At 40.5% G+C, this 19247-nt stretch carries 12 protein-coding genes and 1 riboswitch; of the genes, 7 read left to right on the top strand and 5 right to left on the bottom strand.

Features of this window, described 5'->3' with window-relative positions:
* Positions 1–6: 6 nt before the first annotated feature.
* From araA to ASG14_RS10630, 4 genes are all read right to left on the bottom strand, one after another.
* Positions 7–1497, bottom strand: a complete 1491-nt coding sequence (gene araA, locus ASG14_RS10645; protein ID WP_056871060.1) for an L-arabinose isomerase — start codon at positions 1495–1497, stop codon at positions 7–9.
* A gap of 159 nt (positions 1498–1656) precedes the next feature.
* On the bottom strand, positions 1657–2358 hold the full coding sequence (locus ASG14_RS10640) for an L-ribulose-5-phosphate 4-epimerase (protein ID WP_056871059.1): 702 nt from the start codon (positions 2356–2358) through the stop codon (positions 1657–1659).
* The gene (locus ASG14_RS10635) at positions 2355–4055 is read right to left on the bottom strand and encodes a ribulokinase (RefSeq protein ID WP_056871058.1); all 1701 of its coding nucleotides are present in this window, start codon (positions 4053–4055) and stop codon (positions 2355–2357) included. The genes ASG14_RS10640 and ASG14_RS10635 overlap by 4 nt, the downstream gene beginning before the upstream one ends.
* A 177-nt stretch (positions 4056–4232) precedes the next feature.
* Positions 4233–5264, bottom strand: a complete 1032-nt coding sequence (locus tag ASG14_RS10630; protein WP_056871057.1) for a GntR family transcriptional regulator — start codon at positions 5262–5264, stop codon at positions 4233–4235.
* 116 nt (positions 5265–5380) lie between these two features.
* Between ASG14_RS10630 and rhaT the strand changes: the two genes are divergently transcribed.
* From rhaT to ASG14_RS10605, 5 genes are all read left to right on the top strand, one after another.
* The gene (gene rhaT, locus ASG14_RS10625) at positions 5381–6472 is read left to right on the top strand and encodes an L-rhamnose/proton symporter RhaT (protein ID WP_056871056.1); all 1092 of its coding nucleotides are present in this window, start codon (positions 5381–5383) and stop codon (positions 6470–6472) included.
* Between the two features lie 18 nt (positions 6473–6490).
* Positions 6491–8611 (top strand): bifunctional rhamnulose-1-phosphate aldolase/short-chain dehydrogenase, encoded by a 2121-nt coding sequence (locus ASG14_RS10620; RefSeq protein ID WP_056871055.1) that lies wholly within the window; start codon positions 6491–6493, stop codon positions 8609–8611.
* A 147-nt stretch (positions 8612–8758) separates the two neighbouring features.
* Positions 8759–10042 (top strand): TIM barrel protein, encoded by a 1284-nt coding sequence (locus tag ASG14_RS10615; protein ID WP_056871054.1) that lies wholly within the window; start codon positions 8759–8761, stop codon positions 10040–10042.
* Between the two features lie 13 nt (positions 10043–10055).
* Complete coding sequence (locus tag ASG14_RS10610; RefSeq protein ID WP_056871053.1) at positions 10056–11441, top strand: FGGY-family carbohydrate kinase; 1386 nt, start codon at positions 10056–10058, stop codon at positions 11439–11441.
* Between the two features lie 11 nt (positions 11442–11452).
* On the top strand, positions 11453–12598 hold the full coding sequence (locus ASG14_RS10605; protein WP_056871052.1) for an alpha-hydroxy acid oxidase: 1146 nt from the start codon (positions 11453–11455) through the stop codon (positions 12596–12598).
* 180 nt (positions 12599–12778) lie between these two features.
* Here the strand turns inward: ASG14_RS10605 and ASG14_RS10600 are convergent, their stop codons facing one another.
* Entirely contained in the window at positions 12779–14056 is a 1278-nt protein-coding gene (locus ASG14_RS10600) for a peroxiredoxin (protein ID WP_056871051.1), read from the bottom strand.
* Positions 14057–14193: 137 nt separating this feature from the next.
* Positions 14194–14301: riboswitch (SAM riboswitch) on the top strand.
* A gap of 319 nt (positions 14302–14620) precedes the next feature.
* Here ASG14_RS10600 and ASG14_RS10595 point away from each other — a divergent pair.
* Positions 14621–17788, top strand: a complete 3168-nt coding sequence (locus ASG14_RS10595; protein WP_056871050.1) for a SusC/RagA family TonB-linked outer membrane protein — start codon at positions 14621–14623, stop codon at positions 17786–17788.
* An 11-nt stretch (positions 17789–17799) separates the two neighbouring features.
* Positions 17800–19233: a SusD/RagB family nutrient-binding outer membrane lipoprotein gene (locus ASG14_RS10590; protein ID WP_056871049.1), complete on the top strand. Its 1434-nt coding sequence runs from the start codon at positions 17800–17802 to the stop codon at positions 19231–19233.
* The last annotated feature ends 14 nt before the right edge of the window (positions 19234–19247 follow it).

Here is a 19247-nt window from a genome sequence, read left to right as displayed (position 1 = left end):
TGGTTTTTATTTGTAAAACATTTCGTTCCACTGAAGCTCGTTTCTGAACTGGTTTATTTTAGTTTCAGCGCCGATGTTAATATACTCGATACCGGCAATATTTGCAAAATCCGCAAGGTGTTCAGTTGTTAAATTTTGGCTGTAGGCAGTATGGTGGGCGCCACCTGCGTAAATCCATGCTGCACATCCTGTTTTCATGTCTGGTAAAGGTTTCCAAAGTACTCTTGCAACAGGTAAATGTGGTAAATCGTGTTCAGCCTCAACTGCTTTAACTTCATTAACCAATAAGCGAAAACGATTTCCCATATCAATTAAAGATGCATTTAAGGCATCGCCGCCGGCAACATTAAACACTAACCGTGCAGGGTCTTCTTTGCCACCAATACCTAATGGATGAACTTCTAAACTCGCTTTGCCACTCGCAAGTGAAGCGTCAACCTCAAGCATGTGTGAGCCTAAAACCATAGCATTTGCCGGGTCGAAATGATAGGTATAATCTTCCATGAAGGCATTTCCGCCAGCTAATCCCGAACCCATAACTTTGCATGCCCGCACTAAAGCCGCAGTTTTCCAGTCACCTTCCCCAGCGAAACAGTAACCATCGGCCATTAACCGTTGCGCCGCAATTCCAGGTAGCTGAATCATGCCGTGCAAGTCTTCAAACGTGTCTGAGAAACCTTTGAAGTTGCCATCTTCCAAAAATTTTCTTAAACCTAATTCAATTTTTGCAGCCTCATAAACCGAAGCATGTCTGGCACCGCCGGCTTTTAAATCATCAGCAATTTGATAGGTTTCTTCATATTCCTTCAATAAATTCTGGATTGCATTTTCATCAACAGCATTGATAACTGCTACTAAATCTCCTATTCCATAGGTATTAACCGAGAAACCGAATTTCATTTCCGCTTCCACTTTATCACCATCAGTTACCGCAACATAACGCATATTATCGCCAAAACGAACAAATTTAGCGCCTTGCCAGTCGTGCCAGCCTGCAGCAGCACGGCACCAGGTATCAATTTGGGTCGCAACTTCTTCATCCTCCCAGTGGCCAACAACCACTTTTCTGTCTTTACGCATCCTGGTAACCATAAAACCAAATTCTCTGTCGCCATGTGCGCTTTGGTTTAAGTTCATAAAATCCATGTCAATCGAATCCCATGGAATATCACGGTTAAATTGTGTGTGTAAATGCAATAACGGTTTTTGCAAAACATTTAAACCTCTAATCCACATTTTAGCAGGCGAGAAAGTATGCATCCATGTTACAATACCAATACAGTTTTCGCTTGTGTTAGCGCTTTGTAGGGTTTCAAAAATTTCATCTGTATTTTTAACAATCGGCTTAAAAACAACTGAAACGGATATTTTTGAATTGTCATTTAGCGATTTTGCTACTTTTTCGGCGTGGATTGCCACTTGTTTTAAGGTTTCTTCTCCGTACAAATCCTGCGTTCCTGTGATGAACCAAACCTCTAGTTTTTTTAAATCAATCATTTTATTGTGGTTAGAAATTAACTTTAATTTTTATTTATTTGAAAAGCAGTTTCAGGTTTCCATCGGTTACGAAAGTCCTGCTTTTCGTTTTATTTGGCTAATGAAAAATTAGCCTTCATGCACACTTCAATCAGGTTTAATTAACCTAAGGCCTGCATACTATTTTTGGCCGTAATAGGCATCGGCACCATGTTTACGCTCGTAATGTCTTTTTATCAGCGAGTCTTTTAGTCTCGGTGCGTTGGCATTAATTTGTTCGGTTAATATTGCCATTTGGGCAACTGCTTCTAAAACTGCGCTGTTGTAAACGGCTTTTTCGGCGGTTTTTCCCCAGGTAAAAGGGGCGTGGTTGCCAACCAAAATCATTTCTACTTCTTTGTGGCTTAAACCCAAACTTTCAAAATGATTCATAATCTGGAAACCTGTTTCATACTCATAATTTCCTTTAATCATTGCATCATCCATCGGCGGGGCGCATGGAATGTCTACCGTTAAATGGTCGCCATGTGTGGTTCCAAAAATTGGAATTGCCCTTTGCGCCTGCGCCCAGGCGGTACCGTAAGTAGAATGTGTGTGTACAATGCCCCCAATATCTTCCCAATGTTTGTACAGAACAGCATGCGTTTTTGTGTCAGAAGATGGGCGCAAATCACCTTCAACGGTATTGCCTTCAAAATCAACAATAACCATTTTTTCCGGCGACAGATTTTCGTAGGGTACGCCACTTGGTTTTATCGCAAAAACACCTTTTTCTCTATCGGCAGCGCTAACATTTCCGAAGGTAAAAAGAACCAGGCCAAGCTTCGGTAATTGCATGTTTGCCACGTAAGCCTGCTCCTTTATATCTTGATAGTTGCTCATGATATGTATGGTTTAACGTCTTTTTTATTGTACTTTTCGATGTATCTACCCAAGCCTAAATATTGCTGATAATGCTGACGGTAGATCTTTCTGTTTTTAGTTTCCGGCTGGTATTCCTTCTCAAATCCGGTTCCCATTGCATGCATCGCACTTTCAATATCAGGATAGATACCGGCCGCAACTGCTGCGAACATTGCTGCGCCTAACGCACATGTATGTTCGAAGCGGTGTATACGAATCGGCATTTCCAAAACATCAGCCATCATTTGCATAATATATGCCGACTTTTTAGCCACACCACCAATACCAATAATTCCTTTAACCGGTACGCCTTGTTCTTTAAATCTATCTACAATACTTTTTGCGCCGAAACAGGTTGCTGCAGCTAAGGCCCTGAAAAATCTTGGTGCATCTGTACCCAAACTCAGGCCGGTTATTGCACCTTTTAATTCCTGGTTTGCATCTGGTGTTCTTCTGCCGTTCAACCAATCCAAGGCTAGTTCAGGATAATCATCTACAGGTAATTCGGCAGCTTGCTTACTTAAATTTGCTATAATTTTGTGCTCGAGTTCTTCTTTTAAAGCCTGTGCCGTTTCAGCATCAATTAAAGTTGATTCTGACAACAAATTATTAATCGGCCAGCTTATTAAATTTTTAAACCAGGCATAAACGTCTCCAAACGCAGATTGTCCGGCTTCTAAACCAGCCATACCTGGAATAACTGAACCGTTAACCTGTCCGCAGATTCCGCTTACTAGTTTGCCCTCCATATCTTTATTTGGCGCCACGAGGATGTCGCAGGTACTTGTACCCATTACTTTACTCAGGTAATAGGGTTCAATTTGTCCGCCAACGGCGCCCATATGTGCATCGAATGCGCCAACGCCAATTACAACATCAGTACTTAAACCTAACTTTCCGGCCCATTCGGCACTCAAATTTCCGGCAGAAACATCAGAGGTGTAGGTATCTTTAAAAAGTTTTTCCCGGTAACCCTTCAACAGGGGATCCAGACTTGCAAAAAATTCTTCAGGAGGCAGACCATCAAATTCTTCGGCCCAAAGTGCTTTATGGCCGGCAGCGCAACGGCTGCGTTTCATTTCTTTTACATCGTTTTTTCCACTCAACAAAAAAGGAATCCAATCGCAATGCTCAACCCACGAAACAGTATCTTTTCTAACCTGTGTATCAACCCGTAAAATGTGCAGCAGTTTAGCCCAGAACCATTCCGACGAATATATCCCGCCCAAATATTTTAAATAGTTAACTGGAAATTTTGTAGCGTGACTGTTAATTTCGGCGGCTTCTTTTACAGAGGTGTGGTCTTTCCAAAGCACGAACATTGCATTTGGGTTTTCCGCAAATTCTGGTTTTAATGCCAAAGGTGTGCCGCTTGCATCAACTGCAACCGGACTAGAACCCGTTGTATCGATGGAGATTCCTTTTACAAACGAGGTAACAGATTCGCCACCTGCTTTTGCAATACATTCTTTAATTGTATGGGTTAATCCTTCGATATAATCTAAAGGATGCTGTCTGAATTGATTGAGGGATGGTTTGCAATAAAGGCTTTTTTGCCATCTTGGATAAAGGAAAACAGAAGAGGAGATTTCTTTTCCGTTCTCGGTATCAACCAAAACGGAACGGACAGAATCTGTCCCGTAATCCACGCCGATTACATAGTTTGCTGTGCTCATAACAATAAATAAATGTCTAATTAACGTTTATTTATTTACAATTAAAAATTTTATCGTGTTTTCGACGGTTATAAATTTCAACATTTTATAGTTCAACTTACAGCAAGGTTAAATCCCAGCTCTGAAATTTCGATTTAGATGTTGTTTATTGGACTCGATTTGCGGATTTCGGGAAATTTATAACGATTTGCGTAGATTCAAATAGAAAGGAACATGAATTTTTTCGCGGATATTATTCAAAATACAATTTGCAGTTTCTGTGCCAAGCATTGCAAAATCGGTCGATATTGTGGTAATGCCATTTAAAATGATTCGCTTTAATGGCGTTTCATTATAAGAAATCACACCCACGTCTTTCCCAACAACTATTCCCTGTGCCAGTAAACGTTCAATTAATGTTACTAAATCATCTTCCATTAAACTGATGTAAACCTCGCCTTTGCTTATTTCTTCAACAAGTATATTATCTACAACCTTATTATTGAAAGCATATTGCTGGCAAAATTTGTTGAAACCATCTAAAATTTCTTTTGGAAAGTAGCTGTTCTTCGGGAAAATAATTTTAAGGGTGTTGTATTTAGAAAGCGGCTTTAAAGCCTGTTCAAGTGCGTTGTAAATGTCTTGCGAGAAGTTCTCATAAACAGCTGAGTATTGGCCGGTAAGGCCGGGCAGCAGTTTGTCCAGAATTACAAGCTGCTCTCTTGGAATTTCGTTAATTAAATCGGCTGCTTTTTCATCGCCTTCGTTAAAATGCGGAATGATTACATAGTGCGTGTAACCATCTTTTTTGGCCTGGAGTAAATTTTTGAAAAGCGAAAAATCATTATTATAAACATAAAGATCTATCGCTGCTTGTTCGCCAATTGCCTTCGTAAAAGCATCGTAAATAATTTTTTTGTGTGTACTAAGTTTGTTAAACAAGAGGCAGATTTTAAGCTTCCTGGAAAAATCAGTACTAATTACAAAATAGCCTTTACCAGGTATGGATTCGATAACCCCTAATTTTCTCAAGCGCCGGTAACCCTTTTCTGCAGTATCCCTGGAAATTTCCAATACGAAACTTAATTCGTTTATAGAGGGAAGCATGCCTCCGTTTTCAATCTTTCCGGTTTCAATAGCGTACAAAATCGTGTTTACCAGCTGCTTGTATTTTGGCGTAGCAGAATATTCATCGATAATGATATGGCTTATTAAATCTTCAGATTTCAAAATTCTTAGTTTATTTTTTCAAATATAGTAAAAGGCATTTCGTAATAGCATGACAGTACATAACAGTTAAGATTATTTCAATTTATACATTCGAAAACCAAATATAAAACCATAGTATGCAAGCGATTTTAGGGGTAATCTTTCATTTTATCGGCGGCTTTGCTTCCGGAAGTTTTTACATTCCTTTTAAGAAAGTTAAGGGCTGGGCCTGGGAAAGCTATTGGATTGTTGGCGGCATTTTCTCTTGGTTAATTGTTCCTCCACTGGCCGCATTCCTAACAATTCCAAATTTTACAGCTATTATTTCGAGTACCAGTGGAAGTATTTTAATGCTCACTTATTTCTTTGGTATTTTGTGGGGTATCGGCGGGTTAACTTATGGTTTGGGCGTTCGCTACCTTGGCGTTTCATTAGGGAGCAGCATTATTTTAGGCCTCTGCATGGTACTTGGCTCTATCTTGCCATCTATTTATTTTGATTTTTTTCCTCAGGCGGGCAAAGACACTTTCAGCATGTTCATCGAAACAGGCTGGGGTAGAATGGTTTTGCTGGGGCTATTAGTTTGCGTTATAGGCATTGTGATTTGTGGTAAGGCGGGAATGATGAAAGAAAGAGAGCTGAAAGGCAGTGTTACCGACCCTCATGGTATGGAGGTAAAAACTGAGTTTAAATTTGGTTTGGGCTTATTTGTAGGTATCGTATCAGGCGTTCTAAGTGCTTGTTTCAATTTCGGTATCGAAGCAGGAAAACCAATGGCAGATGCTGCAAACGCAATATGGAAGGCTGCGAATCCCTCGGAAACAGGAAACTTTCTTTTCCAGAATAATGTAACCTACGTAGTTGTTCTTTGGGGTGGCTTAACCACAAATTTTATCTGGTGTATGGTTTTAAATGCCCGGAACAAAACTTTTGGCGATTACACCAAATCGACCACACCCTTGCTTAAAAACTACATTTTTTCGGCACTCGCCGGCACAACCTGGTTTTTGCAGTTCTTTTTTTACGGTATGGGCGAAAGCAAAATGGGCAATGGTGCCAGTTCGTGGATACTGCATATGGCTTTTATAATTCTTATCGCAAATGTTTGGGGACTGGTTTTGAAAGAGTGGAAAGGGGTATCAAAGAAAACGCTCACTACCGTTTTGGTCGGTATTTTAACCATCATCGTATCGGTATTAATTGTTGGCTACGGTAATTCAATAAAATAAAATTAAACATTAGTATAGATGTCTGTTAAAGAAACAAATTATAAGTACGTAAGCTACTTATGGGATGAAGAAGAGGCTGCAAAGTTAGCCGGAGATGAAGTTGCATTATTAATTTACCGCTCAAATTTGCTTGGCGCAGATTTGCGTTTAACCAATTATGGTGGTGGTAATACATCGTGTAAGTTGATGGAAAACGACCCGCTAACTGGTTCAGAAACTGAGGTAATGTGGGTGAAAGGTTCTGGTGGCGATTTGGGAACATTGAAAAAAAGTGGTCTTGCAGCCCTTTACGTGGATAGATTACGGAGCTTGAAAAATATTTACCGCGGATTGGCCTACGAAGATGAAATGGTTGAACTTTTTAATCACTGCATTTTTGATTTAAGTTCCAAAGCACCGTCAATTGATACGCCACTACATGGATTTTTGCCTTTTGCACATATCGATCACCTGCATCCTGATGCAGCGATAGCTATTGCAGCCGCAAAGGATGGTAAAAGAATAACCGAAGAACTTTTCGGCGGAACGATTGGTTGGGTCGATTGGAAAAAGCCGGGCTTCGAATTGGGTTTAACCCTGAAAAAATGCCTCGATGAAAATCCCGGTATCCGCGGAATAATGCTTGGTTCTCACGGTTTGTTCACCTGGGGAAATACTGCCTACGAAAGTTACATCAATACATTAGAAGTTATCGAAATCTGCTCGGATTATCTTGCGCAGAACTACGGAAAAAAGGGACCGGTTTTTGGCGGACAAAGCATTGAAAGCGCTGACGCTGCAAAGCGGAGCATGCAAGCTGCAACCCTGGCGCCGGTGCTTCGTGGTCTATGTTCTTCAAAACAGCACATGATTGGTCATTTTACTGATGATGTACGGGTTTTGGAGTTCATCAACTCAAACGATTTGAATCGTTTAGCGCCAATGGGTACAAGTTGTCCTGACCATTTTTTGCGTACTAAAATAAGTCCGCTGGTTTTGAATTTAGCAGCAGATGCGGATTTGTCGGATACGCAAACCCTGAAAGAAACTTTGACGCCTGCTTTTGAAGCTTACCGGACAATGTATACCGATTACTACGAAACTTGCAAACACGCTAACAGTCCTGCAATACGTGATACCAATCCGGTTGTAATTCTATATCCTGGTATCGGTATGTTTACCTTTTCTAAAGATAAACAAACGGCCAGAGTTGCTGCAGAATTCTACATTAATGCAATTAACGTTATGAAAGGTGCAGAGGCAATTTCTGAGTATACATCGTTACCGCATCAGGAAGCATTTAACATAGAATATTGGTTGTTAGAGGAAGCAAAACTTCAGCGCATGCCTAAACCAAAGCCATTAACAGGAAAAATCGCATTAATTACAGGTAGCGCAGGTGGAATTGGTAAAGCAATTGCCAAAAAATTTGTTGCCGAAGGTGGCGTTGTCATTTTGAATGATATGAATGCAGAACGTTTAGACGCTGCCGCACAGGAATTCGATGCTCAATTTGGCAAAGACTCTTACAGCACCGTAGTGTTGAATGTAAGCAGTCAGGATGATATTAATGCTGCTTTTGATGATGCTGCTTTGGCTTTTGGAGGTATTGATATTGTAGTTAACAACGCAGGTTTATCAATTTCGAAAACAATTGGCGACCATACCGAACAAGATTGGGATTTGTTGTATGATGTTTTGGTTAAGGGTCAGTTCTTTATAACGCAGGCTGCAACAAGTACAATGCAAAAGCAAGGTATTGGCGGCGATATCATTAATATTGTAAGTAAAAATGCGCTGGTAAGCGGGCCAAATAACGCAGGTTATGGCAGTGCAAAAGCAGCGCAGCTGCATCTAAGCAGATTAAATGCTGCAGAATTAGGCGCAGATAATATCCGTGTTAATGTGGTAAACCCGGATGCTGTAATTAGCGATAGCAACATTTGGGCTGGTGGCTGGGCCGAAGGTCGTGCTAAAGCATACGGTGTTACGGTTGCCGAGTTACCGGCCTATTATGCAAAACGAACGCTATTAAATCAAATTATTCTGCCTGATGATATAGCCAACGCATGTTTTGCCTTTGTTGGTGGCTTGCTGCAAAAATCTACCGGCAATGTTTTAAACGTTGATGGCGGCGTAGCCATGGCATTTGTACGTTAATTAAGATAGTTTTAGTAAGTTGTTTCGCGAAGGCCCGTAGCTCATTGCGGGCCGAAATAACTTTAAAGCTGAGTGTCTTTTTCACGAAAAAAATATATATTACCTAACCTCAGCCTGTTTTTACAGGCTGCTAAACCAAATACATTCATGAATATCGAGCAGCATCAAATAGAGCAACATAACGACGCCCATCTAACTTCTCATCAGCGTAAGCTTAGTTTTTTGAAAGAAGAATGGTCTCACGTTGATTTAGAAAATGTTATTCAAAAACTTGTCGATTTTCAGATTGCCATCCCAAGTTGGGCTTTGGGCACCGGAGGAACCCGCTTTGGTCGTTTTGCAATAACCGGCGGTGAGCCCAGAACCATTGAAGAAAAAATTGAAGATGTTGGATTGCTTCACGCCTTAAATGGCGCAAGTGGCGCAATCTCCTTACACATTCCCTGGGATATTCCGCAAAATGCGGAGTCTCTGAAAAAACTGGCATCAGGCTACGGCCTAAAATTCGATGCCATGAACTCTAATACTTTTCAAGACCAGTCGGGAAGCCCACACAGTTACAAATTCGGTTCACTACAGAACGTAAATAGAGAAATAAGAAGGCAAGCCATAGAGCACAATATTGAAGTAATTAAACAGGGCGTTGCTTTAGGTTCTGATGCATTAACGGTTTGGCTCGCTGATGGTTCCTGCTTCCCAGGTCAACTCAATTTTCGTAAGGCTTTTGAAAACACCTTGGAAAGTTTGCAGGAAATTTATTCGGCATTGCCAGAAGATTGGAAAATGTTTGTAGAATATAAGGCTTTCGAACCAAATTTTTATTCAACCACTGTGGGCGATTGGGGGCAATCGCTCCTCTACGCATCTAAACTTGGAAAAAAGGCCTCCACTTTGGTAGATTTAGGTCACCACTTACCAAATGCAAACATTGAACAAATCGTGGCGTTGCTTTTAATGGAAGGCAAGCTTGGTGGTTTCCACTTCAACGATTCTAAATATGGAGATGATGACCTAACGGCAGGAAGCATTAAACCTTATCAACTTTTCTTGATTTTTAATGAATTGGTTGAAGGCATGGACGCGAAAGGAATGAACCATGCGAAAGATTTGGGCTGGATGATAGACGCTTCACACAATGTTAAAGACCCATTGGAAGATTTACTGCAATCTGTAGAAGCGATTATGATTGCTTATGCCCAGGCATTGTTGGTTGATAGAAAAGCACTAAATGCTGCGCAGGAGAATAATGATGTTGCCAAAGCTCAGGAAATTTTACAGAATACATTTCGTAGCGATTTGCGGGCATTGGTTGCCGAGGCAAGGTTAAGAGCGAATGCCGCTTTATCGCCGATTAATTTATATCGCGAGCTTGATGTTCGCCACAATTTGGTTAAAGCCCGTGGCTTGGATACAGTTGCAACTGGTTTATAATTAGGGAGGAAAAATGCCAAAAGCCGTAGCCGCGATATTTGATGTAGGAAAAACAAACAAAAAACTGTTTCTGATCGATGAAAATTATAACATCGTGTATGAGCGTTCGGCTCGTTTCGTTGAAACTAAAGATGAAGATGGCGAAGCTTGCGAAAATCTTGAAAGTCTCCGGTCGTCTGTTTTCGACTCTTTAAATCAGGTTATGCAGTTGAAGGAATATGAGGTAAAAGCCATAAGTTTTTCAACCTACGGCGCCAGTTTCGTTTATCTTGATGAAGATGGCATGCCTTTAACACCACTTTACAACTATCTAAAAGCTTATCCTGAAGATTTAAAAACCGAATTTTATTCCAAATATGGAGGCGAAGCGAAGATTTCGTTAGAAACTGCTTCTCCGATTTTAGGCAGTTTAAATTCGGGAATGCAATTGTATCGGCTGAAGAAAGAAAAACCCGAAATTTTTGGGAAGGTTAAGTTTGCTTTGCACTTGCCGCAATATTTAAGCTTTCTCATCACCGGAAAAGCAGTAGCAGATATCACCAGTATTGGTTGCCATACCCAGCTTTGGGATTTTGGCAAAAACGAGTATCACAAATGGGTTGAGGATGAAGGATTGACAGCAAAATTTGGAATTTATACGCCTGCTGATGCGGTAATGGATGCGAAATATGCGGACCGCGATTTTCAGGTTGGAGTTGGTTTGCACGATAGTTCGGCAGCTTTGATACCATATCTGGCAAATTTTTCCGTCCCGTTTATTTTGCTCTCTACCGGAACCTGGTGCATAAGTTTAAACCCCTTCAATCAGGAAGTTTTAACTGAAAAAGAACTGAAACAGGATTGCCTTTGTTACATGCATTTTAAAGGAAAAGCGGTAAAAGCATCGAGAATTTTTGCCGGTTATGAACACGAAATACAATTAAAACGCATCGCCGAACACTTTGACCGAGCTGCTTATTTGTTTAAACATTTGCAGTTTAATCCGGGGATGATATTGCGGCTGGCAAACAAAATCCCTGAAAATCAAACTCCGCAGACAGAATTTTCAGAGCAATCGGCTTTTGTAGAAAGAGATCTCAATACATTTCAAACAGCCGAGGAAGCTTATCATCAGTTGATTTTCGATTTGGTGAAGCAGCAGATATATTCTCTGAAACTTGTTCTTAATCACGGCGTTAAAAGAATTTTTGTGGATGGTGGTTTTGGTAAAAATGCAATTTATATGCACCTTCTGGCCACGTCAATTCCTGATATCGAGGTTTATGCTTCTTCGGTTTCTCAGGCAACAGCAATCGGAACGGCCTTATCTATTCACGATTCCTGGAATAAAAACCCGCCCCCAAGCGATATTATTCAATTAAAATATTATTCTGCGATACAACGCAGTATGCAATTCTAAAATAAACACAAATGAGCTGGAAATATAATGCTAATTATCCATCGATTGATGATTTGAGAAACAAAGCTAAATCTAAAATCCCAAGATTTGCTTTCGAATACCTCGATGGCGGTTGCAACGAGGATGTTAACTTATTTCGCAATACGGATGACATCAGGGCTTTGGAATTACTGCCATTTTACATCAGAGACTTTAAAGAAACCTCTTTAAAGACTAACCTTTTCGGGCATACTTACGATGCGCCATTCGGTATTGCGCCGGTTGGTTTGCAAGGACTAATTTGGCCTAATGCACCAGAAATTTTAGCAAAAGCTGCTTTTGAACACAACATTCCATTCATCTTAAGCACGGTTAGCACTTCCTCTATCGAGCGCATTATGGAAATTACACAAGGAAATGCCTGGTACCAGTTGTATCATCCTGCAGAAAGTGTAATTAAAGACGATATTATTGATAGGGCAGAAGCCTCGGGTTGTAAGGTACTTGTTATTCTTTGCGATGTTCCAAGTTTTGGTTTTCGGCCCCGCGACATCAGGAACGGATTGGCTATGCCGCCGAAAATGTCGCTTAGAAATATGCTGCAAATCTGTGGCCGACCTGAGTGGGCGTTACGAACGCTCTTTCACGGACAACCCGCGTTCGAAACAATGAAGCCATACATGCCAAAAGGTTTGAACATGAAACAGCTAGGGCTTTATATGAACAAAACTTTTTCGGGCAGGTTAAATGCAGAAAGAATTTCTACAATTCGAGATAAATGGAAAGGTAAATTAGTTTTAAAAGGGGTTGCCACAGAGGAAGATGCGCAGATGGCTGTACAGCTAGGATTAGATGGAATTATTGTTTCCAATCATGGAGGTAGACAACTCGATGCTGGTCAATCGGCGATTAAACCACTTACACAGATAGCACCTAAATTTAGAGATAAATTAACAGTAATGATGGATAGCGGAATTCGTTCTGGTCCGGATGTTGCCCGAACGATTGCAGCAGGTGCCGATTTTACGTTTCTTGGCCGTACCTTTATGTACGGCGTTGGCGCTTTAGGAAACGATGGTGGCAGCCACACCATTGGCATTTTAAAAACGCAACTGAAGCAGGTAATGGACCAGGTTGGCTGTGAAAAAATCGAGGATTTACATCATCATCTTGCCTAAAATTTAAATTAGATTAAACTTGAACCGTCATTTTTCGACCAAGCCGAGACATCATTAAAATGACGAGGCATGGCTTGCAAAGAAACGTTTGACGGTTAATTTCACGAGGATATTTTTAAGTTATAAATACAAAGCAAAGGCATTTCAAATTGAAATGCCTTTGCTTTGTGAACACTATTTTTATTTTGCCAACAGGCTATTTATTTCCTCGTTAAACTCTTTAACAAACTCATCGTAATATTTTCCAGTTGCTGGTCCGTTATAACCGGTATGTATTTGCGCAACATTTCCGGCTTTATCAATAATAATTGTTGTAGGGAACGATAAGAAAGAATTCAGAGCCGGTAATGATTCTGCCACGGCCTGCTTATCGGCCTTGCCAGCAATAACCTGATCATACTCGATGCCAAACCTATTTCTGAAATTGGTAAGTGCCTTTTTTACATAGTCCGCATCAGTCTGTCTTTCATAGTGTAAAGCAATTACCTCAACGCCACGCTTCTTATTTTCTTTATACCATGGTGCAATAAAACCAGCTTCGTCGATACAATTCGGGCACCAGCTGCCTGTAATGGTTAGTACAACAACCTTGTTTTTGTATTTCTCGTCTTTTAAGGAAATTTTCTTTCCATTCACATCTGGCAAAGAAAAATCGAGCGTTTTATAACCATCTTTTAGGTAGGTAAGTGTGTAAGCATCCGGAAGCGCTGCATCCTTATTTTTGATTCCTGTAAAAGGCTGTGAACCTCTCAAACCTAAAATCTCGCCGTTTAGCGTTCCGTTTTGATTAAATGTTCCCTTGTAATAAGAAGGCGAGGAGCCAATAAAACTTGATAACTGAAAATCATTTCCTTCTACAACACCTTCCAGATAGCGAGAATCGCCGGTTATTCTTAAAAATGTTCCGGTTAGCTTATTTCCAGTTTGTTTAAACAGACCAACGGTTTTTTCTTCTTTTCCATCCGGAGATTTAAAAACAACGTCGTAACTGCCAGAAAAATCTGCTGCTGCGGGCTTTCCATTTGTATCGAAACGGTAGTTTTTCTTTTCTACAAAAACCGGTGTAGCCCGGGCAGAACCGTTTTGTTTTCTCAAAATTCCACTCAGCTTGTTGTTTTCTATACCTAAAGCAAGCTCATTATCAAACTGATCCAACTTAACAAAAATTGAATCTCCGTTCTCTATTACCGTTCCGCCTTCAAAACGCTCTTCGGCATTGCGGAAAAACATTTTTTTCACACCAGCTTGCTCCGTAATTTCAAAATTGAAAGGTATTTCTAAACCTTCTTTTATTTTAAACACGCCCCGCCAGTTACCTTCTGCGGCAAAGGCTGCTGGTTGTTTACTATTTTTTCTATTGGTTTTTGTTTCGCTCGATGCCAAACTTGTTTGAGCATACACGGCTGAGAAATTTACTGTGGCAATTGCTAAAGCAATATATAATATCTTTTTTTTCATTTGGGGTAACTTAATCTACTAAATCGGTCGACAAATATACCCATGTATTTTTCAAAGAAAAAATATTTATAAAAAAATCTATAAAAACTATAGAGTAAATATAATTAGTTATATCTTTGCCGAAGTTATTTTAAAATTACTTATCAAGAAAGGTGGAGGGAATGGCCCTTTGAAGCCTTAGCAACCGTCTGGTAAAATAGAAATGGTGCTAATTCCATCCGGCAATTTAGCCGGGTAGTTAAGTCAGTATAATGCTTTTTCTACGATTTATGTGGAGCGATCTGATTTACGAAGTGCTTTCTTTCGAGAAGCTTTTTTGATAAGTTGTTTTCACAAAAAATCAATCACATGGAAAAAACAAACGAAAAAAATCTTAACCATTCACGTTATTTTATGCACTGCCGGTTTTTCCGAATGTGTATGCCTGTAAATATTTAAGTGTTTTCAGGCTTCTAAGAGGCATCCAAATCTTATGTTTTCAACATTTAAAAAAGGAGGTTTTAACCACCGTGGAATTGCTTTGCCCAATTTTTACTCTTTTTAATCAATCATTAATTAACTTTTATGTTTAAAAAATTTAAACTCCCTATTACAATACTGCTGCTCTTTTTATCACAAAGGCTTCTGGCTCAAAATTCAAATGTAACCGGAACCGTTAGGTCGGCCGATGGTGGAAGTATTCCTGGTGTATCTGTTTTGGTTAAAGAAACCAAGGCTGTAGTTGCTACTGATGCGAAGGGAAATTTCTCCATCAGCGCAGCCGATAAAAATACTTTAGTTTTCTCCTACATTGGCTTCCAAACCCAAGAGGTACAGGTAAATAAGAATGCTGGTCAACTCTCCATAACACTTCAAGCCAGTGAGAATGCACTTGATGAAGTTGTGGTAACTGCGCTTGGTATTTCCAGGCAAAAAAAATCATTAGGTTATGCCGTTCAGGAATTGAAAGGCCAGGATTTAGCAGAAGCAAAAGAATCAAATTTAGTTAACGCCCTCGCAGGAAAAGTTGCTGGTGTGCGGGTAACAAACAGTCAGGGCGATATGGGTTCCTCAAGAGTAGTCATTCGTGGTGAAACTTCAATTTCGGGGAATAACCAGCCACTGTTCGTTGTTGATGGTGTTCCGGTTGATAATTCCCAGCTAAATTCAGGCGGTGCCAGAGATTATGCAAATGCGATTTCGGATATAAACGCCGACAACATCGAGTCGATAAGTGTGTTAAAAGGACCTAATGCTGCAGCACTTTATGGCTCAAGGGCCGCTGCAGGTGTTATCTTGATAAAGACCAAAACCGGAAAATCGAAAAAGGGAATTGGAATTACACTTAACTCAAACGCTGTAATTGAAACAATTGCAACGTTGCCAAATTATCAAAATGCATTTGGCCAGGGATCCGAAGGTAAGTTTAGCTATGTTGATGGAAAGGGGGGAGGCGTAAATGACGGCGTTGACGAAAGTTGGGGGCCAAAACTTAACGGACAGTTAATTCCCCAGTTTTTTTCTAAAGGCGTTGCAGTGCCATTCGAGGCGCATCCTGATAACGTTAGAGATTTTTTTGAAACCGGATATGCACTAAATAATGGCATCGCGATAGCTGATGCTTCCGAAAAATTCGATTATCGCCTTTCGTATAATAACCTTAAACAGGTTGGTGTAATTCCAAATTCCGGTCAGGGGAAAAACAACTTCTCATTAAATACGACCTTAAAGTTAACACCAAAATTAAGTATTACGGCAAATGCCAATTACAGCAAACTTTCTGCCGATAACCTTCCGGGAACCGGTGGCTCCAGATCTACGAGTACTATGTTGCAGTTTACCTGGTTTGGCCGGCAGGTAGACATCAATCAACTAAAAAATTACCTTGATGAAAATGGTAATACTTTTAACTGGAACAATAGTTACTACAGCAATCCGTATTGGGTTGCATATGAAAATACGGTTTCGCAAGCTAGAAACCGATTAATTGGGAGTCTTGGTTTAAACTATAAAATTATCGACGGACTGGAATTTAATTTTCGTTCAGGTACCGATTATTATAACGACAGGCGCAAAATTAGAGTTGCTTATGGTACAAACGGAACGCCATTTGGTTCCTATACAGAAAATGGTTTCACCGTAAACGAGAACAATACGGATGCCACATTAAATTTAAACAAGCAGTTAAATTCTGATTTTTCTTTGGAAGGCTTGCTGGGAAGTAACATTCGCTCGCGATACATAGAGCAAAACGACCAGAGCGCACCAAGATTGGCTGTTGCTGGTTTGTATTCGCTCAGCAACTCCCGCGATCCCTTAATCTCGTCGAATAATTATAGCAAACTAAAGTCATATAGCGCTTACGCCTCAGCACAGGTTGGATTTAGAAACTACCTTTTCGCAAACATAACCGCCCGTAACGATTGGTCGTCTACATTGGCCGCTCAAAACCGTTCTTACTTTTATCCTTCTTTTAACGGAAGTCTGGTGCTTACGGAGGCTTTCGATATTAAGGGCGCATTTTTAGATTATGCGAAAATTCGCGGTGGCTGGTCTAAGGTTGGTAAAGATGCCGACCCTTACCGCTCGGTAAATACCTACGTTTTTGGCGCACCGTTTGGTTCAAGTCCTCAACTTACAACTTCTGCGACAGATTTAAATCCAGACCTCAAACCCGAAACAACAACCTCAACCGAACTCGGCGCCGAAGCTGTGTTTTTCAAGAAAAGAGTACGATTAGATTTGAGTTTATATAACACAAATAGCTATGACCAGATTTTAAGTGTTGATGTTAGTCCTGCAACCGGGTTCCGTTCTAAACTTTTAAATGCAGGTAAAATTAACAACAAAGGGATTGAGGTTCAGTTGGGGCTAACACCCGTTAAAAAGCAATTTACATGGGATATCGATGTAAATTATGCCGCAAACCGGAGTAAAGTTGTTGAGTTGGATGCAGCCGGATTGTTACAGAATTATGTAATTGCCTCTAACTCGGCACAGGTTATCGCGGCTGTTGGCCAACCCTATGGAACACTTTATGGAAACGCTTTTTTAAGAGATGCGAATGGAAATATCGTTGTAAATGCAACCGGAGCACCACAAACCGATCCAACCAAAAGGGTTTTGGGAAAATATACGCCCGACTGGATTGGTGGGATTTACAATACTTTTAGCTACAAGGCTTTCAGCTTAGGTGTTTTGGTTGATGCCAGTTTTGGAGGGTCAATTTACAACGGAACATATGCTACCGGAACATATACGGGCGTTTTGGCCTCTACCTTGCCGGGAAGGGCCGCAGAATATGGTGGCATTTCCTACTATTACCCTGGCAATGTTAAAGCAAACGGAACCGTTCGGGTTACGGGAACTGCGCCGGCGGGCGTAACCGTTTACGACGACGGGATTATTTTTGATGGCGTGAGCGCTGATGGTAAGAAAAATGAAAAAATACTGCCTGCACAACAGTATTATAAATCGTTTAGAACGATAGATGAAGCGAATATTTTCGATGCATCTTATGTAAAACTTCGTGAGGTAAAACTGAGTTACAACCTGCCAACAAAATGGTTAAAGCCTTTAAATCTGCAAGGCGTTTCGGTATCACTTGTCGGCCGAAACCTTTGGATTATCCATAAAAATGTTGAGGATATAGACCCTGAAGTAGCGTTTAACACAGGTAATGGCCAAGGCTTGGAAAGCCTTTCTAACCCAACCACACGCAGTTACGGACTTAACCTAAACATTAAATTTTAACTCTTAAGAAAATGAAAAACTATAAAATTTATATATTGGCGATTTTCGCTTTTGCCATTTCATCTTGTAGTAAGGAGTTGGACGAAGTGAACATCAACCCAAATGCAACTGAAAATGCCCAGCCCGATTATCTCTTAACTGGCGCAATAAAAAATACCGCAGATGCTTACTGGAGCACGGCAAATACCATGAATTCGAGCCTGCTGTTTGTTCAGCATTGGTCTAAAATTCAATATACGGAAGAAGATCGCTTTATATTTTCAAACAGCAGTTTTACTTCCCTCTGGTCTACCGGTTACTCGCAAAGCATTACTGCTTTTAACAAAATAATCGAGTTGGGCGATGCACAGGCAAACCCTAATTATAAAGGTGTTGCGCTTGTTTTGCGTTCGTGGGTGTTTTTGTTATTAACAGATGCTTACGGGGATGTACCATACTCGCAAGCCGGAAAAATAAGCCAGTTTATAACGCCCGCATATGATAAGCAAAAAGATGTGTACTTCGGTTTGCTGGACGATTTAAAAAACGCAAAAAATGTTTTAGATCCTGCAGGAAAAGCTGTTGGCGGCGATGTTATCTACAATGGAAATATCACCAGGTGGAAAAAATTTGCTAACTCATTACGACTTCGCATTGCGTTGAGGATTGCCGACAAGGAGCCCGCAAAAGCAAAATCGGTTTTAGATGAAATTAAGGCAGACGGGGATTTGTTTATCAGTGATAATACAGACAACGCACAATTGAATTATTTAACTTCACCACAACAAAATCCAGTTAGTGCCTTGTTTGAAACCAGAGATGATTATCGCATAAGTAAAACAATTGTAGATAAATTATTTGCACTTAGCGATCCAAGGCTTCCCGTTTATGCGAGTAAAACTCAAACGGCCACGCCCGAAGACTATGTCGGCGTGCCGAATGGCTTAACAAACTCCGAAGCAAGTATCTTAGGTTTCGCGAAGACATCAAAACCTGGAGCATACTTCTTAACCCCACAAGCGCCTGCTGTAATTTTTAGCTATTCGGAATTACTTTTTGATAGGGCAGAGGCAGCGGCAAGAGGATTTACAACAGAAAACCCGGAAGATTTGTATCAGCAAGCCATCAAAGCATCATTAAAACAATATAATATTTCTGATGTGGCCGCGGCAGCTTATACTTCGCAACCGTCGGTGCAATATGATGCTGCTAACTATAAAAAATCTATTGGCGAACAGAAGTGGATAGCGCTTTTTGGTCAGGGTTTAGAAGCATGGGCTGAGCGCCGTCGGTTAGATTACCCGCAGTTAAACGCCTCTGCAAATACAGTGTTAAACGGACAAATCCCAGTAAGGTTTATTTATCCAGGTACCGAACAATCTTTAAACGGTACGAGTTATAAAAATGCTGTTGCCAGTCAGGGTGCAGATTTATTAACAACAAAGCTGTGGTTTGATGCTTTCTAAAACATATTGATTTC

This window comes from Pedobacter sp. Leaf194 (assembly GCF_001423945.1).
Lineage (GTDB): Bacteria > Bacteroidota > Bacteroidia > Sphingobacteriales > Sphingobacteriaceae > Pedobacter.
Note: the sequence above shows the minus strand (reverse complement) of the source record. Positions and strands in the feature narration are given on the sequence as shown.